The sequence below is a fragment of the Streptomyces sp. NPDC096339 genome (assembly GCF_044762985.1).
Taxonomy (GTDB): Bacteria; Actinomycetota; Actinomycetes; order Streptomycetales; family Streptomycetaceae; genus Streptomyces.
In genome coordinates, this window is sequence record NZ_JBIWFI010000012.1 from 46,990 (window position 1) to 71,683 (window position 24,694).

The 24,694-nt window shown below is 72.7% G+C and carries 25 protein-coding genes; 8 read left to right on the forward strand and 17 right to left on the reverse strand.

Annotated features, from left to right (window positions below):
• Position 1: 1 nt before the first annotated feature.
• The 10 genes from ACIQ5Y_RS17835 to ACIQ5Y_RS17880 all read right to left on the reverse strand — a co-directional run bounded on the left by ACIQ5Y_RS17835 (position 2) and on the right by ACIQ5Y_RS17880 (position 7,850).
• Entirely contained in the window at positions 2 to 388 is a 387-nt protein-coding gene (locus ACIQ5Y_RS17835; protein ID WP_384583548.1) for a hypothetical protein, read from the reverse strand.
• Positions 389 to 736: 348 nt separating this feature from the next.
• Positions 737 to 1,654, reverse strand: a complete 918-nt coding sequence (locus ACIQ5Y_RS17840; RefSeq protein ID WP_403880729.1) for a MurR/RpiR family transcriptional regulator — start codon at positions 1,652 to 1,654, stop codon at positions 737 to 739.
• A gap of 62 nt (positions 1,655 to 1,716) precedes the next feature.
• Positions 1,717 to 2,349, reverse strand: coding sequence for an NADPH-dependent FMN reductase (locus tag ACIQ5Y_RS17845; RefSeq protein ID WP_403881021.1), 633 nt, complete (start codon positions 2,347 to 2,349; stop codon positions 1,717 to 1,719).
• 186 nt (positions 2,350 to 2,535) lie between these two features.
• Positions 2,536 to 2,877: a TcmI family type II polyketide cyclase gene (locus ACIQ5Y_RS17850; protein ID WP_403880731.1), complete on the reverse strand. Its 342-nt coding sequence runs from the start codon at positions 2,875 to 2,877 to the stop codon at positions 2,536 to 2,538.
• Positions 2,878 to 2,935: 58 nt separating this feature from the next.
• Positions 2,936 to 3,418, reverse strand: a complete 483-nt coding sequence (locus ACIQ5Y_RS17855; RefSeq protein WP_403880733.1) for an SRPBCC family protein — start codon at positions 3,416 to 3,418, stop codon at positions 2,936 to 2,938.
• A gap of 1 nt (position 3,419) precedes the next feature.
• A complete protein-coding gene (locus tag ACIQ5Y_RS17860) occupies positions 3,420 to 3,674 on the reverse strand; it encodes an acyl carrier protein (RefSeq protein WP_376656451.1) in 255 nt (84 codons plus the stop codon).
• Positions 3,675 to 3,719: 45 nt separating this feature from the next.
• Entirely contained in the window at positions 3,720 to 4,961 is a 1,242-nt protein-coding gene (locus ACIQ5Y_RS17865; RefSeq protein WP_403880736.1) for a beta-ketoacyl synthase N-terminal-like domain-containing protein, read from the reverse strand.
• The gene (locus ACIQ5Y_RS17870) at positions 4,958 to 6,229 is read right to left on the reverse strand and encodes a beta-ketoacyl-[acyl-carrier-protein] synthase family protein (protein ID WP_403880738.1); all 1,272 of its coding nucleotides are present in this window, start codon (positions 6,227 to 6,229) and stop codon (positions 4,958 to 4,960) included. Before ACIQ5Y_RS17870 ends, ACIQ5Y_RS17865 begins: the two co-directional genes overlap by 4 nt.
• The gene (locus tag ACIQ5Y_RS17875) at positions 6,226 to 6,669 is read right to left on the reverse strand and encodes a cupin domain-containing protein (RefSeq protein WP_403880740.1); all 444 of its coding nucleotides are present in this window, start codon (positions 6,667 to 6,669) and stop codon (positions 6,226 to 6,228) included. Before ACIQ5Y_RS17875 ends, ACIQ5Y_RS17870 begins: the two co-directional genes overlap by 4 nt.
• An 83-nt stretch (positions 6,670 to 6,752) precedes the next feature.
• A complete protein-coding gene (locus ACIQ5Y_RS17880) occupies positions 6,753 to 7,850 on the reverse strand; it encodes a SchA/CurD-like domain-containing protein (protein WP_403880742.1) in 1,098 nt (365 codons plus the stop codon).
• 277 nt (positions 7,851 to 8,127) lie between these two features.
• On the opposite strand from ACIQ5Y_RS17880, the gene ACIQ5Y_RS17885 reads away from it, so the two are divergent.
• Entirely contained in the window at positions 8,128 to 9,762 is a 1,635-nt protein-coding gene (locus tag ACIQ5Y_RS17885; protein WP_403880744.1) for an FAD-dependent oxidoreductase, read from the forward strand.
• A 50-nt stretch (positions 9,763 to 9,812) separates the two neighbouring features.
• On the opposite strand, the gene ACIQ5Y_RS17890 is transcribed toward ACIQ5Y_RS17885, so the two are convergent.
• Positions 9,813 to 10,082, reverse strand: coding sequence for an acyl-CoA carboxylase epsilon subunit (locus tag ACIQ5Y_RS17890; protein ID WP_403880746.1), 270 nt, complete (start codon positions 10,080 to 10,082; stop codon positions 9,813 to 9,815).
• A gap of 281 nt (positions 10,083 to 10,363) precedes the next feature.
• On the opposite strand from ACIQ5Y_RS17890, the gene ACIQ5Y_RS17895 reads away from it, so the two are divergent.
• The 3 genes from ACIQ5Y_RS17895 (at position 10,364) to ACIQ5Y_RS17905 (ending at position 13,426) form a co-directional block, all read left to right on the forward strand.
• Complete coding sequence (locus ACIQ5Y_RS17895; RefSeq protein ID WP_403880748.1) at positions 10,364 to 10,594, forward strand: hypothetical protein; 231 nt, start codon at positions 10,364 to 10,366, stop codon at positions 10,592 to 10,594.
• Between the two features lie 236 nt (positions 10,595 to 10,830).
• The gene (locus ACIQ5Y_RS17900) at positions 10,831 to 12,252 is read left to right on the forward strand and encodes a glycoside hydrolase family 16 protein (RefSeq protein WP_403880750.1); all 1,422 of its coding nucleotides are present in this window, start codon (positions 10,831 to 10,833) and stop codon (positions 12,250 to 12,252) included.
• A gap of 130 nt (positions 12,253 to 12,382) precedes the next feature.
• On the forward strand, positions 12,383 to 13,426 hold the full coding sequence (locus tag ACIQ5Y_RS17905) for a LacI family DNA-binding transcriptional regulator (protein WP_403880752.1): 1,044 nt from the start codon (positions 12,383 to 12,385) through the stop codon (positions 13,424 to 13,426).
• 72 nt (positions 13,427 to 13,498) lie between these two features.
• Here ACIQ5Y_RS17905 and ACIQ5Y_RS17910 read toward each other — a convergent pair whose 3' ends face one another.
• The 3 genes from ACIQ5Y_RS17910 to ACIQ5Y_RS17920 are packed head-to-tail and all read right to left on the reverse strand — an operon-like array spanning position 13,499 to position 14,905.
• A complete protein-coding gene (locus ACIQ5Y_RS17910; protein ID WP_403880754.1) occupies positions 13,499 to 14,077 on the reverse strand; it encodes a HutD family protein in 579 nt (192 codons plus the stop codon).
• On the reverse strand, positions 14,074 to 14,445 hold the full coding sequence (locus tag ACIQ5Y_RS17915; protein WP_403880756.1) for a DUF4180 domain-containing protein: 372 nt from the start codon (positions 14,443 to 14,445) through the stop codon (positions 14,074 to 14,076). The genes ACIQ5Y_RS17910 and ACIQ5Y_RS17915 overlap by 4 nt, the downstream gene beginning before the upstream one ends.
• A 16-nt stretch (positions 14,446 to 14,461) precedes the next feature.
• The gene (locus tag ACIQ5Y_RS17920) at positions 14,462 to 14,905 is read right to left on the reverse strand and encodes a MarR family winged helix-turn-helix transcriptional regulator (protein WP_403880758.1); all 444 of its coding nucleotides are present in this window, start codon (positions 14,903 to 14,905) and stop codon (positions 14,462 to 14,464) included.
• Between the two features lie 138 nt (positions 14,906 to 15,043).
• On the opposite strand from ACIQ5Y_RS17920, the gene ACIQ5Y_RS17925 reads away from it, so the two are divergent.
• Together ACIQ5Y_RS17925 and ACIQ5Y_RS17930 are read left to right on the forward strand one after the other, a co-directional pair.
• Entirely contained in the window at positions 15,044 to 16,567 is a 1,524-nt protein-coding gene (locus ACIQ5Y_RS17925) for an MFS transporter (RefSeq protein WP_403880759.1), read from the forward strand.
• Between the two features lie 68 nt (positions 16,568 to 16,635).
• Positions 16,636 to 17,148: a DinB family protein gene (locus ACIQ5Y_RS17930; protein ID WP_403880761.1), complete on the forward strand. Its 513-nt coding sequence runs from the start codon at positions 16,636 to 16,638 to the stop codon at positions 17,146 to 17,148.
• A 170-nt stretch (positions 17,149 to 17,318) separates the two neighbouring features.
• On the opposite strand, the gene ACIQ5Y_RS17935 is transcribed toward ACIQ5Y_RS17930, so the two are convergent.
• The gene (locus ACIQ5Y_RS17935; protein ID WP_403880763.1) at positions 17,319 to 18,680 is read right to left on the reverse strand and encodes an FAD-dependent oxidoreductase; all 1,362 of its coding nucleotides are present in this window, start codon (positions 18,678 to 18,680) and stop codon (positions 17,319 to 17,321) included.
• A gap of 237 nt (positions 18,681 to 18,917) precedes the next feature.
• Between ACIQ5Y_RS17935 and ACIQ5Y_RS17940 the strand changes: the two genes are divergently transcribed.
• Both ACIQ5Y_RS17940 and ACIQ5Y_RS17945 read left to right on the forward strand, forming a co-directional pair.
• On the forward strand, positions 18,918 to 19,112 hold the full coding sequence (locus ACIQ5Y_RS17940) for a DUF5302 domain-containing protein (RefSeq protein ID WP_403880764.1): 195 nt from the start codon (positions 18,918 to 18,920) through the stop codon (positions 19,110 to 19,112).
• Between the two features lie 148 nt (positions 19,113 to 19,260).
• On the forward strand, positions 19,261 to 19,671 hold the full coding sequence (locus ACIQ5Y_RS17945) for a rodlin (protein WP_403880766.1): 411 nt from the start codon (positions 19,261 to 19,263) through the stop codon (positions 19,669 to 19,671).
• Positions 19,672 to 19,713: 42 nt separating this feature from the next.
• Here the strand turns inward: ACIQ5Y_RS17945 and ACIQ5Y_RS17950 are convergent, their stop codons facing one another.
• The gene (locus tag ACIQ5Y_RS17950) at positions 19,714 to 22,488 is read right to left on the reverse strand and encodes an AAA family ATPase (protein WP_403880768.1); all 2,775 of its coding nucleotides are present in this window, start codon (positions 22,486 to 22,488) and stop codon (positions 19,714 to 19,716) included.
• A gap of 241 nt (positions 22,489 to 22,729) precedes the next feature.
• Positions 22,730 to 24,490 carry a S8 family serine peptidase gene (locus tag ACIQ5Y_RS17955; protein ID WP_403880770.1) on the reverse strand — a complete coding sequence of 587 codons (1,761 nt, stop codon included), beginning with the start codon at positions 24,488 to 24,490 and terminating at the stop codon, positions 22,730 to 22,732.
• Positions 24,491 to 24,694 lie beyond the last annotated feature (204 nt).

Genomic DNA, 24,694 nt, shown 5'->3' on the forward strand with positions numbered 1-24,694 from the left:
CTCAGCGCCTGCGCTGGGCGGGGGTCCCGACGAGGAGCGCGTCGCTGACGAGCCGGGCACCGCGGGCGAGACGGCCCAGCTGTTCGAGCTCCACCGCGTACATCCGGATCGTGTTCTCTATGACCGACTCGGCCATGCCCATCATGGGCAGTTCGGCCCGGCTGGTCTGCATGGCCACGCGTACCGCGCGCATCTCGTGCTGCAGCTGGAGCTGTACGTGCCGGGCCAGGAGCGCGTGATGGCGGGTCAGGGTCAGATAGCTGCCGTAGCGGGCCGGGAGGAGGTCCCGCAGCCAGCGCGTGGCGCTGCGTTCCCAGTCGTGGGTCCCGGGGGCCTTGACCTGGAGGGGCCAGTCCGGGCTGCGCGTGAGGGTCGCGGTCTGGGGCATTCTCGTCACTTCCGAGTGGTGTCGAACTCTGATCGAGACGTTGCTTGGGGGCGGCCTCGGCCCAGGGGTTGACCGAGGCCGCCATGGGCGCCCTGCGGGATCCGAAAGCCTGGACTCGGCACCCGGCCCGACGTGAGGAGGTTCGTCGTACCGGGCGCCCGTTCAGGAGGACCTGGGGAGGGTCCTCCTTGGCATCGTGGTGGATCCGGAGCGCCGCCGTCAGTAAACATATATACCGTCGAGTAGGCAAGGGTATGAAAAATTTCATGCACCGCAAGGCATGAATATGTCCAGGTCCAAGCCGTTTCGAACGGGCCCGGGACGCCGCCGGCAGAGGGCCGGCCGGTCCTACAGGAAGAAGTGGTGCTGCTCCGCGGCGTGCTCGTACTGCTCGAGCCGGGCCTGGGTGCGCTCCGGGTCGGCGTCGGCCATCGACTGCAGCAGGGCCGCGGAGAGCATCCCGGGGGCCGCGTAGGAGTCGAACACCAGGCGCGAGCCGGTGCCGGCGGTCAGCACCACGTCGGCCTCGTCCACCATCGGCCCCACCGTGGGGTCGGTGATCAGTACGACGCGCAGCCCCGTGCTGCGGGCGGACCGGAGTGCCGCCAGGGTCTCCTTGGCGTGCCGGGGCATGGCGAAGGCCAGCACCCACGTGCCGCCGGCCTCCCTGGACTGGAGCAGGGCGTCGAAGGCGACGCTGCCGCCGCGGGTCACGAGGCGTACGTCGGGGTGGATGCGCCGGGCCGCGTACGCGAAGTACTCCGCCAGGGAGACCGAGATGCGCAGGCCCAGGACGGTCAGGGGCACCGAGGCCGCCAGATCGCGGCCGATGTCGAGCACCTGGTTGGTGTCGGCGAGCAACCGGCGTACGTTCTCCAGGTTGTCGATCTCGGCGTCGACGGCCGCCTGCAGTTCGTTGCGGCGGATCTGCTCGCGGGTGTCGGGGGCGCCGGCGACCGCGCTCAGCGCGATCGGCTGGAGCACGTCACGCAGGGCCGGGTAGCCGCTGAAGCCCAGGGAGACCGCGAAGCGGGTCACCGACGGCTGGCTGACGCCCACCCGTTCGGCGAGCTCGGTGATGGAGAGGAACGCCGCCTCGGTGAGGTGGTCGATCAGGTACTGCGCGATGCGGCGCTGGCCGGGAGACAGCCGTCGACCGTCGAAGAGCGCGAGGACCCGGTCGGCCGGGGGCCGGACCGCCTCGGACGACTGGCTGCTCGGCTTGATCGCCGCCGCCTGCGCGCGTGCCTGCTGCCCCGATGACACGGGAGGGCCTCCTTCTCACCACACTCGCGCTCCAACATAGCTCACCGGCTGTCACACGAAGATCAATCCTGGGCCCTGGAGGTCACCGGGGCGTCCGTGCGGTCGCCCAGGAACTCGTACCAGCGGCGCTGCAGGCACAGGTAGCGGGTGTCGGCCTCGACGAGGTCGAGGAAGGAGTCGATGGTGGCACCGAGCCGTTCGGCGAGCCCCAGGTCGGCGAGGGAGCCGTCGTCCTCGAAGGCGTGGTGGGCGCCCGCGAGGCTGAACATGTCGGGGTAGACGCGGGCGCCGAGGTGTTCCAGCGGTACCCGCAGGGCCCAGAGCCCCCGGTTGCCGCCGACCATCGAGGGCGAGGCCGAAACCAGCAGGGCCTGCTTGTCCTTGAAGGGCTGCGGGCGGTAGCGCGAGACCCAGTCGATGGCGTTCTTCAGTACGCCCGGCACGGAGGCGTTGTACTCCGGGGAGGCGATGACCAGCGCCTGCGCGGCCTCGATCCGCGCGCACAGGGCCAGCGCGCCCGGCGGCAGCCCCTCGTCGGCCTCGGCGTCACCGTCGTAGGGCGGCATGGGGAAGTCGCCGAGCGTGGCGGGCTCGGCGACCGCCCCGGCCCGGCCGATCCGGGCGGCCACGAGCGCCGCGAGGCGGGCGTTGACCGAGCCGGTGCGCGAGGACCCGGACAGGACCAGCACGCGCAGCGAGCCGCGGCCGTGGTCACCGTCGTGCGGACGGGCCGGATCCGCCGGGAAGTGGTCTTTGCCGTGGTCGTTGCCGCTGTCGGTCGGGGTCATCGCCGTCTCCTGGTCTTCCGGTCTTCTGATGGGGCGGGGGTACGCGGCGGGACCCGCACACGCGGGTGTGCGGGTCCCGTCCGGGCCGCCGGGTCACTTGGCGCGGGGGTTCTCCCAGCGGTAGAACTCGTGGGCCATCGCGTCCTTCGGACTGCGCCAGGTCTCCGGGTCGTGCGCACTGACGTACGCGGTGAGCCGGTCGCTGAGCTGCCGGAACTCGGGGTGCTCGGTGACCTTCGCGATGGCCGGGCCGGGGGGCCGGTCCGACTCGATCAGGTGGAGGTACACGTCGCCGAACTGGAACAGGCTGCGGTGGGTGACCCCGACCAGGTGCGGGAGTTCACCGGCGTCCGAGTCCGCGAACAGGCCGGCGATGTCGGGGGCCGATCCCGGCGCCATGCGGGCGACGATGAGAGCGCGGTGCTTGCTGTGCATCCGGGTGTGCGCCTTTCGCTTCTTTCGCTGCTTTCGCTTTCCTTCGTTGCTTGCGTTCCTACCGGCGGCTGCTGACCGAGTCGCGGCTCTCGCGCTCGCGCTGCTCGATCTTGTCCCGGATCAGCGCCATCTGGATCTTGGAGTTCTTGTTGATGTTGTCGGTCATCCACGCGTCGTCGACCGGGGCCGTCGGCTTCATCGCGAAGTCCTGGGTCCACTTCATCCGGGTACCGCCGCCCGGGACCTCGGAGTACTGCCAGTGGATGTCCATGTGGGCGAACGGACCGGTCTCCACGCGCCGCGCCTTGACCTGGAGGCCCTTGCGGTCGACGGTCCGCTCCGAGACCCAGCTCCACACGGTGCCGTTCTCGTCGGGGTGCATGGTCAGGCGGAAGCGAGTGGTGTCCCCCTCCTGTTCCAGGATGTCGAGGGAGGCGTACTCGCTGAACAGCTTCGGCCAGTTCGGCAGGTCGTTGGTCACCTCCCACACGAGGTCGACGGGCGCGTCGACGTGGATCTCGTTCTCGGTGTGTCCTGCCATCTCAGGCTCCAGTCATCAGGCTGTTGTTGACGAGGTCGAGGAATTCCCCGGGGGTCTTGCAGCGGTCGGCGTCCGTGGGCAGCGCCCGTCCGCGCCGGTTCTCCAGCTCGCCGACGATGCCGAGCAGGCCCAGCGAGTCGAGGCCGAAGTCGTCGAAGGCGGAATCCGGACGGTTCGCCATCTCGGAGGGGTCGACGGTGATGCCGGCGGTCTTCATCAGCGCCGCCAGCTCCTCCAGGGTCAGTCGGTCGGACATGGTCGCTTTCTCTCTTCCTGGAAGGGGACTCATCGAGTCCCCGGACTACTGGGTCGCCGAGGAGCCCTTGCGGAGCACGAGGGCGGAGTTCGAGCCCATCCGGCCCCGGCTGAGCACGAGCGCGGTGCGCAGCTCCGCGGGGCGGGCACTGCCCGTCACCACGTCGAGGTCGTGGCACACGTCGAAGACGTTCGGGGTCGGCGGGACCACTCCGTGTTCCAGTGCCAGGGCGGCGGCGGCCGTGTCGAGGGCGGGCGCCGCGCAGTAGGCCCGTCCCGTACCGGACTTGGGCGCCGTGACCGCCACCTTGTGCCCGTGTGCGCCGAGGGCCGCCGCGATGGCCGCGGCCTCGGCGGCGTCGGCCTCCGGGGTGCCGAGCGCGTCGGCGAAGACCACGTCGATCTCCTCGGGGGCGCAGCCGGCCTCGCGCAACGCCCCGCGGATCGCGTGGGCGAGGCCCTCTCCGGACTCCTCCGGCCGCAGGGTGCCGGTGAAGGTCGCGGCGTGGCCGGCGAGTACGGCGCGCGCGGTGGCTCCGCGGCGCCGGGCGGCCTCCTCGTCCTCGACGACGAACATCGCACCGCCCTCTGCGGGGACGTACCCGCAGGCCTTGGCGGTGAACGGCCGGTAGGCCCGCTCGGGGTCGTCCTGGGTGCTCAGCCCTTCGTACTGCAGCTGGCAGACGATGGAGTAGGGCGCGAGCGGCGCCTCGGTGGCGCCGACCAGCATGGCCCGGCTGCCCTGGCGGATGGCCCGGGTGGCGTGGGCGAAGGCGTCCAGTCCGCCCGCCTCGTCACTGGCCACGACCCCGCAGGGGCCCTTGAGGCCCCGCCGGATCGAGATCTGGCCGGTGCTCGCGGCGTAGAACCAGGCGATGGACTGGTACGGGCCCACGTAGCGCGGCCCCTGCTCCCAGAGGTGCTGGAGCTCGCGCTGTCCGAACTCGCCGCCGCCGGAGCCGGCCGCGGTGACGACCCCGATGGAGTAGGGGTCGCCCTCGTAGTCGGCGCGGCCGAGCCGGGCGTCCTCCAGGGCGAGGTCGGCCGCGGCCAGCGCGTGGTGGGTGAAGCGGTCGGTCTGGACGAGGAAGCGGTCCTCGACGAGGGTGCCGGGGTCGAAGCCCCGGACCTCGCCGGCCACGCGCAGCGGCAGGTGCTCGCACCCGGCCCTGGTGACCCGGTCCAGCACGCTGGTGCCGGACTGGGTCGCCTTCCAGAAGGCATCGGCTCCGATGCCGTTGGGCGCGACGACCCCGATGCCCGTGATGACCGTACGGCTGCGGCTCATGACACCTCTTCCTTCGGCCGGGACATGACGACGGCGGACTGGAACCCGCCGAAGCCGCTGCCGACGGACAGGACGTTGCGCAGGGTGCGGGCGCGGGCGGTGCGGGGGACGTAGTCCAGGTCGCACTCGGGGTCGGGCGTCTCGTAGTTGGCGGTCGGCGGGACCACCTGGTGGTTCATCGCGAGGACGCAGGCGGCGAGTTCGATCGCGCCGATGGCGCCGAGGGAGTGGCCCACCATGGATTTGATGGAGGTCATCGGCGTCTTGTAGGCGTGGTCGCCCAGGACCCTCTTGACCGCCGCCGTCTCGTGGCGGTCGTTCTGCTTGGTCCCCGAGCCGTGCGCGTTGACGTAGTCAATCTCCTCGGCGCCGACCCGCGCCTGGGCCAGGGCGGTTTCGATGGCCCTGGCCATCTCCAGTCCCTCGGCGGTCAGCCCGGTCATGTGATGGGCGTTGCCGAAGGTGGCGTAGCCGCCGATCTCGCAGTAGACGGTCGCACCGCGGGCGCGGGCGTGTTCCATCTCCTCCAGCACGAGGACCGCTCCGCCCTCGCCGAGGACGAACCCGTCCCGGTCCGCGTCGAACGGGCGGGAGGCGTGGGCCGGGTCGTCGTTGTTCGGCGAGGTCGCCTTGATGGCGTCGAAGCAGGCCACGGTGATCGGCGATATGGGTGAGTCGGAGGCGCCCGCGATGCACACGTCCATCCGGCCCTCCGCGATGGAGTGCACGGCGTACCCGATGGCGTCGAGTCCGGAGGTGCATCCCGTGGAGACGGTCTGCACCGGGCCTCGCGCCCCCGTCTGCTCCGCGACGGCGGAGGCGAGGGTGGCGGGCGTGAACGCCCGGTGCAGGTGGGCTCCGGCGAGCTTGTGGTCGACGTCCCACCATGCGCCGGACTGGCTCACGGCGACGTAGTCGTGCTCCAGGCGGGTGGTGCCGCCGACGGCGGTGCCGAGGGAGACCCCGGTCCGCCAGGCGTCGTCCGCGGTGAGGTCGAGTCCGGAGTCGCGCAGCGCCTCGCGGGCGGCGACCAGGGCGAACTGGATGTACCGGTCCGCCCGGGCCGCGTCGTCCCCGGTGAGGCCGTGCGCGGCGGGGTCGAAGTCGACCTCGGCGGCTATCCGGGAGCGGAACCCCTCCGGGTCGAAGAGGGTGATGCCCCGGGTCGCCGTACGGCCGTTGGAGAGCAGGTCCCAGAAGGCCGAGACCCCGATCCCGCCGGGGGCGACGACGCCGACCCCCGTCACCGCCACCCGGCGGCGGGTCACGAGACCGCTCCCGTGCGGTCCGGAGGCTGCTCCCAGGCGGTGCCCTCCGGGTGCGGGGCCTCCTCGGTGTCGACGTGGCCGAGTTCCGGTCGCGGGGCGAGCGGGCCGAGGTGGAAGACCATGCGGGCTTCGGTGTCGCCGATGTTGCGGAACCGGTGGCGCACGTTGAGGGGGACGAGCAGGCCCTGGTCGGTGCGCAGGGGATGGGCCTCGCCGTCGAGGTCCACCTCCAGCCGGCCGGCGACCACGTACACGAACTCCTCGGAGTACGGGTGGTAGTGCTCGGCGATTGACTCCCCGGGCGCCATGATCGCCATGCCCATGAAGCCGCTGGTGGAGCCCACCGAGGTCGGGGTGAGCACGGCCCTCAGGTCGCCTCCGCGCCTGCGGTTGGGCGGGGTCTCGCCGAGGTCCACGATGCGTGGGCGCTGTCTGGTCATGACGGGTTCCTCCTGGCGTGTGGGGTGCCTGGACGGGGATGTGGGGTGGAGCCGTGGTCGGCTCGGGGTGGGGGGACCGGTGATCAGGACCCGGCGGGGGCCCGGCGGTCGGTGATCAGGTTCATGGTGTGCCGCGCGGGGCCGGTCCGCCCGCCGGGTGCGTCCATCAGGCGGTCCAGTACGGCCGCCTTGCGCGGGTCCGGGGCGCTGAGGGCCGCCGCCTTCCGCTCGTCGAACGGACCGCTCACGTCGATCAGTCGGACGACGATGTCGTCGCGCTGGAAGATGCTGCTGCTCCGAACGGGGTTCGCGGGGACGTGCGCGGCGGCCTCGTCCTGCTTGGCGAGGAACTCGGCGAGCGCGGGTCCGCAGCCGGGCTTGGCCGGGTAGAAGAGGGCGTGACGGGTCACGTCGGCGTCGTCCGGTCCCTCGGCGGCGATGTGGTGGACCGCGGGGACGGCCGCGCGCATGAAGAACATGCGGGCGGACTCGGGGTCGCCGAGGTCGCGGTCCACTTCGAGGTAGGGGTTGATGGCCTCCTCGACGGCGCGCACCTCGGGCTGTTCGGAGACGTGCCGCAGGGCGGCCATCAGGTCGCCCTCGACCTCCACCGTCCGTACGACCCGGTTGCCGTGCATGAAGAGCGAGGTGCGGCACAGGCGGGTGTGGTCGTCGACGCGGGCCGCCGGGGAGGCGTAGCTGGAGAGGATCGCGGCGACCTCCTTCTCACTGCCCGGCTTGACGGTGAAGGTCAGGGCGTGGCGCACGATGCCGGCGCCGAGCCGGGGACCGGGCTGGAGTCGGGCCCCGGCCGGGCGGGAGGCCTGGTCGTAGCCGCGGCCGGTCTCGCGCAGGACGGTGAACTTCAGCGGGCGCATGGCGCGGGCGCAGGCTCCCAGCGGCTTCACCTGTTCGGCGTGGTGCTCGCTGTTGACCCAGGCGAGGTACTGCGGGGCGCTCTCCCACTCGCTCGTGATGAGCCATTGGGAGGGGTTCTCGAAGGACTGGCACAGCTGGTCGCTGATGTGTCCCGGGACCGACGCGATGTCGTGGCGGAGCCGCTCGTACGCCTCGAAGAACTCCTGCTGGCGGCCCTCGTGGAGGTCCATCAGCAGGACGACCCGGAGCATGGAGCCGTCGAAGGCTGACTGCGACACCCGTTCGGACAAGGTGGTTGTCATCTACTCACTCCTTCATGAGGGGGTGGAGATCCATCGCGTACGGACCCCTCGTCCGTCACCGGTGGCGTCCACCCGGGCCGGCGGCCGCCTCGATCGGGAACGGCAGGCCGGGCGCGTCTGTCGGGGGCGCCGCTGTCGCTCATCGTCGTCCGGGTGGGGGCGTACCGCTACATGTCCGGATCAAGCGGGTGACAACCGGCGTATCAACCGGGCCTGGACTTCGATCGGTGGCATAAAGACTCCACTCCCCCACACAGAAAACAGGAGCCCGCAGCTGATGGAAGACAAAGCCGATGTCCGCGTACCGGTTCTCGTCGTGGGCGGCTCCCTCGTGGGCCTGTCCACGTCGCTTTTCCTGAGCCGCCACGGAGTACGTCACCTGCTGGTCGAGAAGCACGCCGGTACGTCACTGCACCCGCGCGGGCGAGGAATCAACGCCCGGACCATGGAGCTGTTCCGAACGGCGGGGGCCGAGCACGCGATCCGCCGCGCGGCGTCCGCGCTGGAGGAGAACCAGGGCATTCTGCAGGCCACCTCACTGATCGACACCGAGCGGCACAACTGGCTGATCAAGGAGATCGATCCGTCCGGTCAGCTGAGCCGGTTCAGCCCGACCGGCTGGTGCCTGTGCAGCCAGAACAACATCGAGCCGGTGCTGGCCGCGCAGAGCGGGGCGATGTGCGGCGACATCCGCTTCTCCACCGAGCTGATGACCTTCGACCAGGACGCGGACGGGGTGACCGCCGTGGTGAAGGACCGGGAGACCGGCGAGCACACCACCGTGCGCGCGGACTTCCTGATCGCGGCGGACGGCCCGCGCAGCCCCGTACGGGAGCAGCTGCGCATCCCCCAGACGGGTAACGGCGAACTGTTCCACAACGTGAGCGTGACCTTCCGCTCGCAGCGGCTCCCCGAGGTGCTGGGCGATCTGCGGTTCATCGTCTGCTACTTGATGCGTCCGGGTGCCGACGGGGCGCTGCTCCCGGTGGACAACGGCACCCAGTGGGTCTTCCACGCCCCTTGGCACCCGGAGGACGGCGAGACGCTGGAGGACTTCACCGACGAACGGTGCGTGGAGCAGATCCGGGCGGCGATCGGCGTGCCCGACCTCGACGTGGTGATCGGCGGCAAGGCTCCGTGGCACGCGGCCGAACGGGTGGCCGAGCAGTATTCCGTCGGCCGGGTGTTCCTCGCGGGCGACGCGGCCCACGAGATGTCCCCCACGGGCGCGTTCGGCTCCAACACCGGCATCCAGGACGCGCACAACCTGGCCTGGAAGATCGCGGCGGTGCTGGACGGCTCGGCCGGGATGGAGCTGCTCGACACGTACGAGGCGGAGCGGCTCCCGGTGGCGAGGGCCACGAGCGAGCGCGCCTCGGCCCGTTCCGCGGAGCACAGCCACCCCGGGTACGCCCCGCCGCCCACGATGGGCGGCGGGCCGGGCAGCGGGGTGCTCACCACGGCGATGGGCTACTGCTACCCGCAGGGTGCCGTCGTCGGCGGCGAACCCGGCCGGCCGATCATCCCCGACGCCCTGCGACTGAAGGGCGACACCGGCACCCGGGCCCCGCACATGTGGCTGTCCCGGTCCGGCGAGCGCGTTTCCTCGCTGGACCTGTACGAGCGCTCGTTCGTGCTGCTCAGCGGCGCGGGCACGCCGTGGCGGGCGGCGGCCGAACAGGTGGCCCGGGACCTGTCGGTGCGGCTGGACGCCTACGCCATCGGCTCCGGGCCCGACGCGGACCTGGTCCCGCAGGGCGGCGCCGACTGGGCGGAGGTCCACGGGATGAGCGCCGAGGGCGCCGTGCTCGTACGGCCCGACGGGTTCGTGGCATGGCGTTCGGAGGGCGCCGTGCCGGATGCCCGGGCGGCGCTGCGGGGCGCCCTCTCGACGGTGCTGCGCCGGGCGTGACCACCTCGCTCTCCCTCCCGCCGGCCGTGCGCGCGGCCGGCGGGCGGGGTTCAGCGGCAGGCCCAGCAGCCCGCCCAGCAGCCGGTGTTCGACCGGGCGGGACGGAGCCCCGGGCGGTGCCCGGCGCCCCTCGCCGCGTTCCCGGCCCGGTCCCGGCCCGCGGCGCCCACGGCGTCGACGGAGGTGCGCCGCGCGCAGCAGGCGACCACGAGGGCGATCGCGGCCAGTTCCTCGGGCCCGGCGGAGCCCTTCTCGATGCGCAGGAAGCTCGGCTCCGCGGCGATCGGGGTGCTCGGCGCTATCGGGGCGTCGTTCGTCATCGGCACGGCCTCTCTCACGGGGGCTGCGCGTGCGCCCGGTCGTCGGGTCGCGAGGGGCGGACCGGCTCGGCGCCGGCGCGGGCTGCACACGTGCGGCTCGGTGCACCGACGGGATGCGCTCCGCGGATGCGAACCGGCCTGTGGAGTCCTGTCGGTTCACCGGGACCCCTGACGCGACCGACGCTACAAGCGCGCGGCCGGCCCGGCACTCGGGCGAACCGGCTCCGCCATCCGGCTCCCGCTCCGGCGGGGGCGCCGCACGCGGTGCCCGCGGAGGCGCCGTGAGCGGCCACCAGCTCCTGTTCTGCCGGGGCTGCGCCGGTCAGCTGTACGCCGTCTGCACCACCGACCGGGCGGGCCGCGGCGGCGGCCGCGGCCCGGTCGGCGAATGGGAGGTGGACCACGAGATGCCCGTGGTGTGCCCGCTCTCCTCCCTGCTGCCCCTCACGGGGAAGGCGGCCTCCGTCCACGAACTCCCGGGCGCGCAGGAGGTCCTCGGCCCGGCCTACTGAACTCTTCCCCGCGGATTGGGCCTGACGGGTGAGGGCCGAGCGTTCGACCAATGAACCGCTCCGCCCCGCAGGCCCTTTCCCGGTTCCATCTCTTGACGCCCGAACGGGTGGGGAGCACAGTGTCCAGCGGCGCGTTTCTGAGAGCGCTCTCAAACGGCTTTCACGGCGCCTCCGCACGGCGAACTCCCCTGGCTCTTCCCCCCACCGCGCCGCACGGCGCTTCAGAGAGGGCACCCATGCGAGAGACACCCCCAAGGAAACGGCCCCCCGTGCGGCGGGCCGTCTTGGCCGCACTCGGCACGGTCGCGGCGGTCGTGGCCGCCGCGGCCGCCGCCACCCTGCCCGCCGGCGCCGCGGCTCCCCCCACCCGCGCCGGCTGGACCCAGGTGTTCCTGGACGAGTTCAACGGGGCCGCGGGCTCCGGCGTGAACACCGCCGACTGGCAGTACACGACCGGGACGAGCTACCCCGGCGGCCCCGCGGCCTTCGGCACCGGCGAGATCGAGACCATGACCGCCGACCCCGCCAACGTCTCCCTCGACGGTACGGGCAACCTGCGGATCACCCCGAGGAGGGACGCCGCGGGCAACTGGACCTCGGGGCGCGTCGAGACCCGGCGGTCCGACTTCGCGCCGGCGCCGGGCGGCACACTGCGCACGGAGGCCCGTATCCAGATGCCGAACGTGACGGGCCCGGCGGCCAAGGGCTACTGGCCGGCCTTCTGGATGCTCGGCGCCCCGTACCGCGGCAACTGGTGGAACTGGCCGGGCATCGGCGAGCTCGACATCCTGGAGAACGTCCAGGGCATCGACAACGTGTGGGCGACCATGCACTGCGGCACGAGCCCGGGCGGCCCCTGCAACGAGACCTCCGGCATCGGCGGGCAGCACGCCTGCCCCGGCACCAGCTGCCAGGGCGGGTTCCACACGTACGCCGTGGAATGGGACAGGTCGACGGCCGTCGAGGAGATGCGCTTCTCCGTCGACGGGGTGAACTACCACACCGTGCGCGCGAACCAGGTGGACGCGGCCACCTGGACCAACGCCACGAACCACGGCTACTTCGTCATCCTGAACGTCGCCATGGGCGGCGGATTCCCCGACGCCTTCGGTGGCGGGCCCGACGCCGGCACGGAGCCCGGCCACCCCATGGTGGTCGACTACGTGTCCGTGCTGCGGTCGACGGGCGCCGGGCCCACCACTCCCCCGCCCACGACCCCGCCGCCCACCACCCCTCCGGCGGGCCACCGTGACGCGTACGCGGCCATCCAGGCCGAGTCGTACAACGACCAGGCGGGAGTGGGCAGGGAGACCACCTCGGACTCCGGCGGCGGCCAGAACATCGCCGCCGTCGGCAACGGCGACTGGGCCCTGTACCGGGGCGTCGACTTCGGGTCCACGGCGGCGCGGCAGTTCTACGGGCGGGTGGCCTCCGGCGCGGCCGGCGGGGTCAGCGGGCTGGTCGAGGTCCGGCTGGACAGCCGCACGAGCGCCCCTGTCGGCAGTTTCTCCGTGGCGAACACCGGCGGCTGGCAGAGCTGGCGGACGGTCCCGGCGAACATCGGCGGCGTCACCGGCATCCACGACGTCTACCTGACCTTCACCAGCGGCCAGGGCTCCGACTACGTGAACGTCAACTGGTTCGACTTCGGCCACTGACCGGCCCGGACCGGACAGGTCCGGACCACGGACGGCCCGTACCGCCCGGAGCGCCCCCGGCCTCCCGGCGGTACGGGCTAACCTGCTGCCCGGCGGGCGACCGCCCGCAGGACACCCTGGAGGAGCGCCGATGCCCGAACAGCGTCCCGGCGGCCGGCCCACCCTGGAGGCGGTGGCGACACGCGCCGGGGTGTCCCGGGCGACGGCCTCCCGCGTGGTCAACGGCGGCGACGGGGTCCGAGCGCACCTGGTGGACAAGGTGCGCGAGGCCGTACGGGACCTGGGCTACGTGCCCAACCCCGCGGCCCGCACGCTGGTCACCCGGCGCACCGGCGCCGTGGCGGTGATCATCGCCGAGCCGGAGACCCGGATCTTCTCCGACCCCTTCTTCTCCCGGCAGGTGCGCGGCATCGCGAAGGAGCTGACCGCGCACGACACGCAGTTGGTCCTGATGCTGGTGGAGGACCGGGGCGACTACGAACGGATCGAGCGCTACCTGGCCGGCGGGCACGTCGACGGGGCCCTCGCCTTCTCCCTGCACACCGACGACCCGCTGCCCGGGATCACCCGCCGGATCGGCATGCCCACCGTCTACGGCGGCCGGCCGGGCTGGACCGGCGGGTCTTCGGAGTCCGGAGGCGTGGCGTACGTGGACGCGGACAACCGCGGGGGCGCGCGGGAGGCCGTACGGTACCTGGTCGCGCAGGGGCGCCGGCGCATCGCGCACCTCTCCGGCCCGCTCGACCAGACCTCGGGCGCCGACCGGCTGAGCGGCTACCGGGACGTCCTGCCGGCCGCCGAGGACGCGCTGGTCGCCGAGGGGGACTTCACCGTGGCGGGCGGGGCCCGAGCGATGGCCGCACTCCTCGACCGCTGCCCGGACGTCGACGCGGTGTTCGCCGCGAACGACCTCATGGCGACGGGTGCGCTGCGGGTGCTGAGGGAGCGGGGCCTGGCGGTCCCGGAGCGGGTGGCGGTCGTCGGCTTCGACGACGCCGAGCCGGTCGCGGAGAGTTCCGACCCGCCGCTGACGACGGTACGTCAGGACATCGAGGGCATGGGACGCCTGATGGCGCGGATGCTGCTGGACACCCTGGGCGGGGGGCCCGGCGAGCACGCCGCACCCAGATCGGTGGTCACCGCCACGTCCCTGGTGCGGCGTGCGTCCGCGTAGACGGCCCGTCGGGTCGAGGGCCATGAAGTCGGTCGCGGTCGAGGAAGGGCCCGCTCTCACCGCTGTGGGCCGCTACCGGAAGCAGACCAGTGCCGCGTGGCCGGAGACGTCCAGGTAGTCGAGGAAGTCGCCCATCACCAGGACGGCGTCGTACGGTGCCAGCGCCAGGTCCGGGACACGTCCGACCCGGACCGTGGCGGCCCCCTCCAGGGCCACCACCAGCAGGGTCTCGTCCGACACGACGGCGCGCGAGAGCCGGCCCCGCACGACGGCGGTCGCCGCTTCCACGGCGCCCCGGCGGTACATCACGTTGAGGTTGACGACGGGGCCCGACAGGAGCCGGCAGTCGGTCGGCTCGTCACCGGGGAAGTCCTGCGGCGCGAACCGCTCCTCCACCAGGCGCCGCCGGCCCCCGACCACGAGGTCCATCCCCGCGCCTTCGGCCAGGGTGAGCGTGCGGTCGACCCCCGGGAAGGCCGAGAAGGGCCCGTCCGCGGCGACTTCGGCGAGGCTCGCCCGCCAGAGGAAGTCGTCCATGTCGGCGCCGTCGGGGAAGACCGCGATCTCCCGGGTGACTCCCCCGCCGTTCTTCCAGACGGAGGCCGCGCGACCGGCCGCCCGCAGGATCCGGACCTGGGCGCCGCTCCTCACGCCCGCGCTCCGGCGAGCCGCTCGCGCAGCTCGTCGTCATCGGCGACGAACCAGGTCTGGGTCCCGCGGTTGCACTCGCGGACGAAGTCCCGCAGCGCCGAACTGGCCTCGGTGTGATGGGAGATGTCGCCCAGAACGACGATCCCCACGCGGTACTGGACGAACTTCTGGATGATCGCGCCGGCGACCCGGGTGCTCAGTCGGAAGAACGATTCGTCGAAGCGCCCGGCGGGGATGACGACCCACTCGGCGCCCTGGTACCCCGCGTTTCCGATGTGGTCCAGGGCCTCGCGTTCACCCGCGATGGGCTCGCCCTCGGCCTCGCACATCAGCACCGGTACGTCGTTGATCGTCCGCAGAGTACTCATGGGAGTCGAGGCTACTTCAGGCGTTCTTCTCCATGGTGGGCCGCAGCCGTTCCAGCAGGGCGTAGAGCGTCGCGCTCTCGGCCTCGTCGAGGGTGTCCAGCGCGCCGTGCGTCGCCTGCATCTCCTCGCGTACGCGCCGGATGATCTCGCGGCCCGCTTCGGTGGCCACCACGTTCTTGACCCGGCGGTCGGTGGGTGCCGGCTCGCGGCGCACCAGCTCGCGGGCTTCCAGGCGGTCGACGATGCCGGTCACGTTCGACGCGTCGCACACCAGCAGCGCGGCCAGGCCGCGCATCGGCACGGGGCCGTCGAGCTGGGCGAGGACCCGGGCCTGGGTGGAGGTGAGGCCGTAGCGGGCGGCGGCGGCGGCGAAGTCCCGCCACTGGGCGGTGCCGATGGCGGCGAGCAGTTCCAGCAGCTGGAGCTTGGCGGGGGCGGGCGGGGCGGCGGTGTCGCTCATGCCTGGAGCGTACTCAGGATGCTTCACATTATCAATTGTTTACTTGACCACCTGAACTATTGAGGTCTACCTTCGGTCGAGTTACTTGAAGACATCAAACATCTGCACCCTGAAGCTCCCGAGAAGGACCCGCCCGCCATGAGCACCCCCTCCCCCGCCGCCCCGGCCACCGGGCACCGGAACGAGACGGTCATCGTCTTCGCCCTGAGCCTGGCCGCCATGGTCGTGTCGATGATGCAGACCCTGCCGGTCCCGATCCTCGGCCTCATCCGCACCGACCTCGGCGCCACGACCGCCGGCGTGAGCTGGGTCACCACCGCCACCCTGCTCTCGGCGGCCGTCTTCACCCCGCTGCTGGGCCGCTTCGGCGACCAGCACGGCAAGAAGCCCACCCTGGTGGCCGTGCTCGGCGTCATGGTCGCCGGCTCCGTGATCGCCGCGCTGGCCTCCTCGCTGCCGCTGCTGATCCTGGGCCGGGTGCTCCAGGGAGCCGCCACCGCGATCTTCCCGCTGGCGCTGTCCGTGCTCCGCGAAGAGGTCCGGCCGCAGAAGCTGCCGGGCGCGATGGCGCTGGTCAGCGGCACGCTGGCGTTCGGCAGCGGTCTCGCGCTCGTGGCCACCGGCCTGCTGACCTCCGGCTCCGGCGCCGACTACCGGGGCGCCTTCTGGATGGCGACCGGCTTCGCGGTCATCGCCCTGCTCGCCGTGCTCTTCCTCGTCCCCGCGACCCGCCACAAGACGGGCGGGCGCACCGACTTCCTCGGCGCGCTGACCCTCGGCGTCACGCTGCTGCTGCTCCTGCTGCCGATCTCCCAGGGCCACGAGTGGGGCTGGAGCTCCGGCCGTACGCTGGGCAGCTTCGCCGGCGCCGCCGTCATGGCCGCCGTCTGGGTCCTGACCGAGCTCAAGGTCCGCGAGCCCCTGGTCGACATGCGGATGTTCGTCCACCGCCCGGTGTTGATGGCCAACCTGGCCGGCATCCTCGTCGGCTTCGGCATGTTCGCGAACTTCCTTGGCGTCTCCTACCTCGTCCAGATGCCCGAGGCCCTCACCGGCTACGGTTTCGGCGCTTCGATCCTGCGCGCGTCCGTGGAGTTCCTGCTGCCCGGCGCGATCGTCTCGCTGCTCGCCTCCCCGCTCGGCGGCCGGTTGGTCCGCCACCGCGGTCCGCGCGTGGCACTGGGCCTGGCCGCCGCGCTCGGCGCCGCCGGGTTCGCCTGGCTGGCCCTCGACCACGGCCACACCGCCTCGGTGATCGGCGCCGGTCTCGTGGTGGGCGCGGCCGTGAGCTTCGGGTACGCGGCGATGCCCGCCGTGATCATGGCGAGCGTCCCGCACCACCAGAGCGGCATCGCCAACGGCATCAACTCGATCTCCCGCTCGACGGGCAGCGCCATCGGCAGCGCGATCGTCACCACGATCCTGGCCTCGAAGACCATCGAGCACCTGCCCGCCGGGGTGCCCCCGCTGCCCGCCGAGTCCGGGTTCACCCTCACCTTCGGGATCGGGGCCGCGGCCTTCGCCCTGGTCGCGCTGATCGGCTGGCTCGGTCTGCGCGGCGGCCGGGGCACGGTGGCGACCGGATCGGTTCCGGCGCCCGCCGAGGCCGGCGCCCGCGCCGCGGGCGCGGCGGAGCCCCAGAAGGCCGGCGCGACCGCCTGAGCCAGCGGAGCCGGCCCGCCGCGTGTCGCGCACGGCGGGTCGGCCGTCCGGCGCCGCATGGTGGGTGCATGAAGGCTACGGAGGTCATCACCGACGGGTTCGGACGGATCCGGGAGCTCGTCCACGAGGTCGTGGGCGGGCTCCCGGCGCGGTCGCTCAACGCCCAGGTCGATCCGGGCGCGAACTCGATCACCTGGCTGGTCTGGCACCTGACCCGGATCCAGGACGACCACATCGCCGACGCGGCGGACCTGGCACAGGTCTGGCGGTCCGGGGACTGGGCGGCCCGGTTCGCCCTGCCCCTGCCCGCCGGCTCGACCGGGTACGGGCACACCGCCCGCCAGGTCGCGGCGGTCCGGGTCGACTCGGGCGAGCTGCTCCTCGGGTACCACGACGCGGTGCACGAACAGACGGTCCGGTTCGTCCGGGGTCTCACCGCCGCCGACCTGGAGCGGGTGGTGGACGAGCGCTGGGACCCGCCGGTCACCCTGGGCGTCCGCCTGGTGAGCGTACTGGGCGACGACTGGCAGCACGCGGGCCAGGCGGCCTTCGTCCGGGGCCTGCTGGAGCGCAGCGGCTGAACCGTGGGCGAAATCAGCCCCGCCAGGGGGCACCTCCCAGCGGTAGCTGGGGGAGTTTGAGGCGCGGGGGTTCGGGGGCGGAGCCCCCGACGGCGGCGCACCGGACCGCCGGGCAGCGGGCCCGACGCACGAGGGCCGGTACTCCGTACGAGTACCGGCCCTCCGCACCGTTACGCGCCGCTGGCCTTCAGCATGCCCTCGCGTTCCACGATCTTCACTCGCTCGCGCCCCTGCGGCTCGCCCAGCGCCTTCTCGGCGGCGTCCAGGTTGTACCAGCCGTCCCAGGTCGTGTAACGCACGCTCCGCTCGGTGAGGAAAGCCTCGACGGCCTCCGGCTCCGGCGCCTCCGGAGTGGTCAGGCGGCCCTCCGCGTGGTCGGCCAGCAGGTTGGCGACGGTCTCGTTCGCGTCGCCCTTCGTGTGGCCGATCAGGCCGATCGGGCCGCGCCGGATCCAGCCGGTCACGTACGTCGACGGCAGGTGGCTGCCGGCCTCCATCACGCGGCCGCCCTCGTCCGGGACGGTGCCCGACTCGGGGTCCCAGGGAAGCTTCGGCAGTTCGTCGGAAAGGTAGCCCACGGCCCGGTAGACGGACTGGACGTCCCAGTCGGTGAACCGGCCGGTGCCCTTGACGTTGCCCGTGCCGTCGAGCTCGGTGCGCTCGGTCCGCAGGCCCACGACCTTGCCGTCCTCGCCGAGCACCTCGACGGGCGACTCGAAGAAGTGCAGGTACAGCTTGTGCGGGCGCTCGCCGACATCGCGGATCGCCCAGTTCTCCAGGGTCTTGGCGACCATGTCGGTCTGCTTGTTCCCCCGGCGCTCGGCGATCGAGCCCTCGTCGTAGTCGATGTCCTCGGGGTTGACGATGACCTCGATGTTCGGCGAGTGGTCCAGCTCGCGCAGTTCCATCGGGCTGAACTTGGCCTGGGCCGGACCTCGGCGGCCGAAGACGTGCACCTCGAGCGCCTTGTTGGCCTTGAGGCCTTCGTGGACGTTCGGCGGGATCTCGGTCGGCAGCAGTTCGTCGGCCGTCTTGGCGAGGATGCGCGCGACGTCGAGGGCGACGTTGCCGACGCCGAGCACGGCGACCTTCTCGGCCTGCAGCGGCCACGTGCGCGGGACGTCGGGGTGGCCGTCGTACCAGGAGACGAAGTCGGCGGCGCCGTAGGAGCCGTCGAGGTCGACGCCCGGGATGGGAAGCGCGCGGTCGGCGGTGGCACCGGTGGAGAAGATCACGGCGTCGTAGAAGGACCGCAGCTCGTCGAGGCCGATGTCGTTCGGGTAGTCGACGTTCCCGAAGAGCCGGACCTGGGGCTTGTCGAGCACCTGGTGCAGGGCCGTGATGATGCCCTTGATCCGGGGGTGGTCCGGCGCGACGCCGTAGCGGATCAGGCCGAACGGCGCGGGCATCCGCTCGAAGAGGTCGATGGACACGCCCGGTTCGGTGGCGGTCTCGGACTTCAGCAGGGCGTCGGCGGCATATATGCCGGCGGGGCCGGCACCGACGATTGCTACTCGCAGAGGGCGAGGCATGGCAATGGTTCCCTTCGAGCGACAGCACGGTGGATCATGCTGAACCCTAAACGAAGGGAAGCCTTACCTAGCACCCGGTGCCGACTTATACCCTCATAACCGAAACTTATGACTGCCCCAAGCTGCCCTTTGGGAAGCGGTCGATCTGCCACCAGGCGCCCCTCCCCCGCCGAACTCGCTGGTCAGCGCGGACACCGACTGACAGACTGAATTCGCTTGATCACTCCAGGAGGACACATGGCAGACGAGACGCAGACCCCGCCGGACGAATCCCCGGCGGAAGCGGCCAAGCGCAAGTTCCGGGAGGCCCTGGACCGCAACGCCGCCAATGCCCGGTCCCAGCAGGCGCACCAGAACCGAGCGAAGATCCAGGGCGCCGGCAGCGGTGGCGGCGGGGGCAAGAACAAGAAGGTGCGCCGCAAGACCGGCTGAGTCCAAAGGAGCCCACGCCGGGTGGTCCGGTGTGCCGAATGGGCCACCCGGGTGATGGGGGATAACCCCTGACGCCGTCAGCAGTTGATCAGCCTGTCCCGCCGAGGGCAGCTATCTCATGCGACAGTGCGACAGAAGGATCCCCGACATGTTCAAGAAGCTCATGGCATCCGCCGCGGTCACCGCCTCCGTCCTGGGTGCCGGTGCCGCCGTAGCCACCCCGGCGATGGCGATCGGCAACGACAACGGCGTCAACACCGTCAACGGCAACGGCGCCGCGCAGGTCTTCGGCAACCAGGAGACCGAAGGCGCGATGAGCCCGCAGGCGAGCCTGGTCCAGGGCTCCCTCAACAAGCTCTGCGTCGGCCTCCCGGCCAAGATCAACGCCCAGTCGGTCCTCGCGCTGGTCAACGTCGGCGTCCAGGACATCCCGATCGCGTCCAACCCGCAGAACCAGCAGTGCGCCGAGAACTCCACCCAGGCCAAGGGCGACGAGACGGCCTCGCACATCCTCAGCAACATCCCGGTCCTGTCCGGCAACCTCTCCGCCGGCAGCTGACCTTCCGGGTCGGCCTCCGGCAGCGCGCCGGCGTAGCACCCGCTACGCCGGCGCGTTCCGTTTGGTCAGGGCGGTGGCCAGCTGGGCCCGGGAACGCACGTCGAGCTTCTGGTAGATGCGGGTCAGTCGGGCCTCCACCGTCTTGACGCTGACGAACAGCTTCGCCGCGGCCTCCTGGTTGCTGGCCCCCTGACTGACGAGCAGCGCGAGCCGGGCCTCCGCCTCCGTGAGGGCCAGGGCCGAGGCCGATTCCGTACGAGTGCCCTCGCCCGCGGCGGGTTCCGCGGCGAGCTCCGCCCACGGGGTGGCCCCGGCCCGGCCGAACACCTCGGCCGCCGCCGTGAGCGCGGCCCGGGCGGGTGCGCGCCGCCGCCGGCGCCGCTCGACCCTGGCCAGGGCCAGCAGCGTACGGCCGCGCTCCAGCGGCAGTCCGAGGGCGTCGAACCGCTGCGCGGTGGTCTCCAGCAGGTGGACGGCCGCATCGGCCTCGCCCTGCGCGGACAGGCACAGGCCGCGTGCCCGGTCGAGGGCGGCGACCACCCCGCCCCGGCCGAGGCCGACGGCGACGGTGCGCACGCGGTCGGCCAGCCGGGCCGCCTCCGCCGGTGCGTCGGCGGCGACCAGGGCCTCGGCGAGCTCCCCGTGCCAGCGCAGGATCGAGGGGTCGGCGACCTTCTGGGCGGCTTCCAGTTCCTCGACCCGGCGCAGGGTGGCGACGGCCTTCGCCGCCTCTCCCGTGGCCAGTTCGACGAGGCCGAGCGCGTGGAGGCTGCGGGAGAGGAAGACCTGGTCGCGTTCCTCCCGGGAGGCCTGGATCCCGCGGCGGGCGTATCCGGCGGCCCGCGCGAAGCTGCCGCCCGCGGCCTCCGCCATCGCGGCGAGGTACCAGGCGGGGCCGGGCGAGAGGCCCGCCTCTATGGTCAGTTCCAGGGCCTGGCGGGCTCGCAGGGACGCGGCCCCGCAGCGCCCGCCGCGCAGTTCGACCTCGGTGAGGCTGCGCAGCACCTCGAAGACGTCCTCGGACGAGCCCGTGCGCTGGACGGCCGGGAGCAGGACCATCAGCTGGCGGCGGGCGTCGTCGAGGCTGTCGTCGAAGAGGGCGTGGCGTACGGCGAGGTACTGGGGCGCGTTGCGCATGCCGAGCGGGACTTCGGGGGCGGGCAGCGCGAGGGCCTCGGCGAGGATCGCCTCGGCGCCCGGGTCCCCGAGGATGCGCCCCATGCGGGCCCGCACCGTCAGGGCCATGGCCTCGGCGACCTGGTCACCGCCGAGGGCGGCGAGGGCTCCGGCCCGGGCCGCGGCGTCGCGGGCGCGGACGGGGTCGCCGTCGCTGAGGTTGTGCTTCCAGGCCATGCGCAATTGGACGGCGGCCTGGAGCGAGGGGTCGCCGGCGGCATCGGCCATGGCGCACGCGAAGGTCTCGTCGAGGGTGCCGAGGGCCTGTCCGGCGGCGTCGATGACGGCGAGCCTGGCGCGGACCCGGTCGGCGGGCGAGGCGTCGCGGGCGAGTACGGCCCGGGTGGCGCGGTGGGCGAGGTCGGCGCGGCCCGCCCAGCCCGCGTCCTCGGCGGCGGCGACGAGGCGGGCGAGTTCCTCGCCGGCCAGCCAGGACGGGGTGCGTTCGGCGGCGAGCAGGCCCAGTTCGGCCGCGAGGGCCCGCCGGCCGAGGCGGCGGCAGACGTCCGCGGCCTCGGTGATCTCGGCGGCGAGCCACTGGTCGGGGGTGTCCACGGCGAGGGCCCGGTGGCGTACGGCCTGGACGGGGTCGTCGACGGCGTCGGCCAGGGCCGCGTGCCCGGCGGCGCGTTCGGGCCAGCCCGCGTCGGCGGCGAGCGCGGTGGGCAGGGCGCCTGCGGTGAACTCCACGCTGCCGTCCTCCCCGACCCGTACCAACGCGGCCCGCTCCGCCGCGGCCAGCTCCGCCTCGGCGTCGGGGCGTCCTGCCCGGCGCAGCAGGGCGGTCGTGGGGCGGGCGGCGAGCGCGGCCAGGAGCAGGGTGCGGCGGGCCTCGGCGGGGGCTCCGGCGAGGAGTCTGCGGGCGACCTCGCGGGCCTGCCCGGAAACGGGCAGGGCGTCGGCGTGGTGCGCGCTGCCGTCGCGGGCACCGGCGGCTTCGGCGAAGGAGTGGCCGAGGGCGAGGGCGAGGCGCGGATTGCCTCCGCTGGCATGGTGGATGCGGCCCGCGAGGCGGGCGGGCAGGCCGTGGCGGACGAGGAGTTCGGCGACCTCGTCGGCGCCGAGCGGCGGGATCCGGATCGCGGGGGTGCCGGGGCCGCAGAGGGGTTCACCGACGGGGGCGCCGTCCTGGGGCTGTTCGGCGACGAGGACCCGTACGCGGGGCGGGGTGAGGCGCAGCGCGAAGCGGAGCAGGTCGGTGCTCTCGGCGTCCATCCACTGGGCGTTGTCCAGGACGAGCAGGACCGGGTGGCGGGCGGCGAGCGTCCGCAGCACCTCGACGACGGCGAGGCGCAGGGCGACGTGGTCGCGGCCGACGCGCGGGGCTTCCGCCTCGCGGCACAGCAGGGCGATGGCGGTGCGCTGGGGCCCGGCGAGCTGTTCGAGCCCCGCCCCCGGCACCGAGGCGAGCAGCGCCGCGGCGGAGGCCTCGGGTATCCGCTGGTCACCGGCTTCGGGGGCGAGTCGCAGCACGGTCTCGCGACGCGCTTCGGCCGCGGCCGCGACGGCGCGCACCAGTTCCGTCTTGCCCGCGCCCGCGGGTCCGGTGACGAGCGCCCGGCCGTGCGTGGTCAGCGCGCGGTCGACCGCCTTGATGAGTTCAACGTGTCCGACACTTGTGTCAGCGTGCCCCGCCGCCACCACGCACAGCCACCAGCCTCTCGATCCCCAGCTCCTGTGCCGTTCCTGTGAGACGCGACAATACGAGGTCAAAGGGCGGGCGGGCCCCGATTGTGACGCAGAAATCAGCCGGCAGACAGGAAAACCCGTCGGACCTGCCGATACGAGGTGTATCAGCAGGTCCGCGGGCTCAGTTGGTCCGTACTATCGCCCCGTCAGGCCGAGTTGGGGGGCTCGGCGCGGAGGGCGGGTCCGGGCTCGGTCAGAAGCCGAGGTTCCAGGAGTCGATCTTGCCGGTGTCGCCGCCGGCGTTGTCGTTGACCCGGAGCTTCCAGGTGCCGCCCGCGACCTCGGAGGAGGCGTTCACGGTGTAGACCTGGTTGATGTTGTCGGCGCTGCCGCCGGCCCGGTTGTGCAGGGTGTAGACGCTGCCGTCGGGGGCGACCAGGTCGACCTTCAGGTCACCGATGTAGGTGTGGACGATGTTCACGCCCACCTTGAGCGTGGCCGGGGCGTTGCCGGTGACACCGGTGACGGTGATCGGGCTCTCCACGGTGCTGTTGTCGGCGATCGCGTAGTCCGCGGTGTTCTCGAAGCCCGTGGTGGGCGGGATCGAGGTCACGGCGGCGACGGTCTTGGCCGCGTCGGCGAGGCCGGCGCCGCAGCCGCCGGTGCAGGTGCCGGCCAGCGGGCGGGCGTTGTCCTTGATGGCGGTCTCGATCTGCGCCGGGGTCAGCGCCGGGTTCGCCGACTTGAGCAGGGCGGCGAGGCCCGCGATGTGCGGGGCGGCCATGCTGGTGCCCTGGTACGGCTTGTAGATCTCGGCGCCCGGGGTGGTGGTGCCGGCGTTCAGCGTCGAGAGGATGCCGTTCTCGGGGGTGGTGACGGTGCCGGGCGTGTCGGTGGCGCGGCGGGTCTCACCGCCCGGGGCGGCGACGTCGATGATGGCGCCGTAGTTGGAGTAGAACGAGCGGTCGCCGGTCCGGTTGGTGGAGGCGACGTTGATCACGTTGTTGCAGCTGGCCGGCGAGAAGCCCGCCGCGTCCGCGTTGCTGTTGCCGGCGGCGACGACGACGGTCGTACCGCGGGCGACGGCCGCGTTGATGGCGTTCTGGTAGGTGGAGCTGCAGGCGCCGGAGCCACCGAGGCTCATGTTGATGACCTTGGCCGGGGTGGCGTTGGCCGGGATGCCCGCGACGCTGCCGCCGGAGGCCCAGGTGATGGCGTCGACGATGTCCGAGGTCGCGCCACCGCACTTGCCGAGCACGCGGACGGGCTGGATCTTCGCGCCGTACGCGATGCCCGCGACGCCCTTGGAGTTGTTCGTGGCGGCCGCGATGGTGCCCGCGACGTGGGTGCCGTGCCAGGAGGAGTCACTGGCCTTGGAGCCGGTGCCGCACTCCCCGGCCGCGCTCCAGTCGCCCTGGTCGGACGGGTCGTTGTCACGGCCGTTGCCGTCACGTGCGGCGGTGGAGCTGGTGATGAAGTCGTAGCCCGCGACGACGTTGGGGGCGACGTCCGAGTGGGCCACGTAGCCGGTGTCGATCACCGCGACGGTGACGCCGGAGCCGGTGGTCTTGTCCCAGGCGGCGGGAACGTTCATGCCGGCGGTGGGCTCGAAGAGGTCCCACTGCTTGGCGTACTCGGTGTCGTTCGGGGTGACGGCCAGCGGGTAGGCCCGGGAGTCCACCTCGACGTACGCGACGTCCGGGTCGGCGCGGAACTGGGCCATCACGTCGGCGGCGTCCTTGGGAGCGACGGTACCGCCGAGGTTGACGAGCGCGGCGCCGGTGCCGAGGCGGCGGTCGAACTTCGCCTTCTTGCCGGCCTTCTTCCCCTTGGCCGTGGCGTCGGCGGCGGCAGCCGTGTTGGAACTGGCCTCGGAGGCCGAAGCCTTGTATCCGACGATGAGGTTCTCCACCGGCGCGGTGCCGGCCGCGGCGGCGGGGGCCCCGGCGGGGGTCTCGACGGCCACGGAGGCGGTGGCGCTGCCGGCGAGCAGGGTGACGGAGATCGCCGCCACGGATATGAGCCTACGACGTCTGGATGCGTGCACGGTGTTCCCTTTCACGGGCCGTTTCCCCCGGGCGGGCCGGAGCGGCCGGTCGGTGCAGTGTGGGAGGTGAACCGGCGGCTGCGGGGCCGGGAGCGAGCTGGTCGAACTCGCCCCGGCCGCCACCGCGCGCCACGTCGCTCCGGCCTCGACGGCGGGGCAGGGCAACGGCGG

Coding starts and splice junctions, on each gene's coding strand:
- ACIQ5Y_RS17835 (WP_384583548.1), bottom strand. CDS start 388: ATGCCCCAGACCGCGACCCTCACGCGCAGCCCGGACTGGCCCCTCCAG.
- ACIQ5Y_RS17850 (WP_403880731.1), bottom strand. CDS start 2,877: ATGCACAGCAAGCACCGCGCTCTCATCGTCGCCCGCATGGCGCCGGGA.
- ACIQ5Y_RS17855 (WP_403880733.1), bottom strand. CDS start 3,418: ATGGCAGGACACACCGAGAACGAGATCCACGTCGACGCGCCCGTCGAC.
- ACIQ5Y_RS17860 (WP_376656451.1), bottom strand. CDS start 3,674: ATGTCCGACCGACTGACCCTGGAGGAGCTGGCGGCGCTGATGAAGACC.
- ACIQ5Y_RS17865 (WP_403880736.1), bottom strand. CDS start 4,961: ATGAGCCGCAGCCGTACGGTCATCACGGGCATCGGGGTCGTCGCGCCC.
- ACIQ5Y_RS17875 (WP_403880740.1), bottom strand. CDS start 6,669: ATGACCAGACAGCGCCCACGCATCGTGGACCTCGGCGAGACCCCGCCC.
- ACIQ5Y_RS17880 (WP_403880742.1), bottom strand. CDS start 7,850: ATGACAACCACCTTGTCCGAACGGGTGTCGCAGTCAGCCTTCGACGGC.
- ACIQ5Y_RS17885 (WP_403880744.1), top strand. CDS start 8,128: ATGGAAGACAAAGCCGATGTCCGCGTACCGGTTCTCGTCGTGGGCGGC.
- ACIQ5Y_RS17890 (WP_403880746.1), bottom strand. CDS start 10,082: ATGACGAACGACGCCCCGATAGCGCCGAGCACCCCGATCGCCGCGGAG.
- ACIQ5Y_RS17900 (WP_403880750.1), top strand. CDS start 10,831: ATGCGAGAGACACCCCCAAGGAAACGGCCCCCCGTGCGGCGGGCCGTC.
- ACIQ5Y_RS17905 (WP_403880752.1), top strand. CDS start 12,383: ATGCCCGAACAGCGTCCCGGCGGCCGGCCCACCCTGGAGGCGGTGGCG.
- ACIQ5Y_RS17915 (WP_403880756.1), bottom strand. CDS start 14,445: ATGAGTACTCTGCGGACGATCAACGACGTACCGGTGCTGATGTGCGAG.
- ACIQ5Y_RS17920 (WP_403880758.1), bottom strand. CDS start 14,905: ATGAGCGACACCGCCGCCCCGCCCGCCCCCGCCAAGCTCCAGCTGCTG.
- ACIQ5Y_RS17925 (WP_403880759.1), top strand. CDS start 15,044: ATGAGCACCCCCTCCCCCGCCGCCCCGGCCACCGGGCACCGGAACGAG.
- ACIQ5Y_RS17930 (WP_403880761.1), top strand. CDS start 16,636: ATGAAGGCTACGGAGGTCATCACCGACGGGTTCGGACGGATCCGGGAG.
- ACIQ5Y_RS17935 (WP_403880763.1), bottom strand. CDS start 18,680: ATGCCTCGCCCTCTGCGAGTAGCAATCGTCGGTGCCGGCCCCGCCGGC.
- ACIQ5Y_RS17940 (WP_403880764.1), top strand. CDS start 18,918: ATGGCAGACGAGACGCAGACCCCGCCGGACGAATCCCCGGCGGAAGCG.
- ACIQ5Y_RS17945 (WP_403880766.1), top strand. CDS start 19,261: ATGTTCAAGAAGCTCATGGCATCCGCCGCGGTCACCGCCTCCGTCCTG.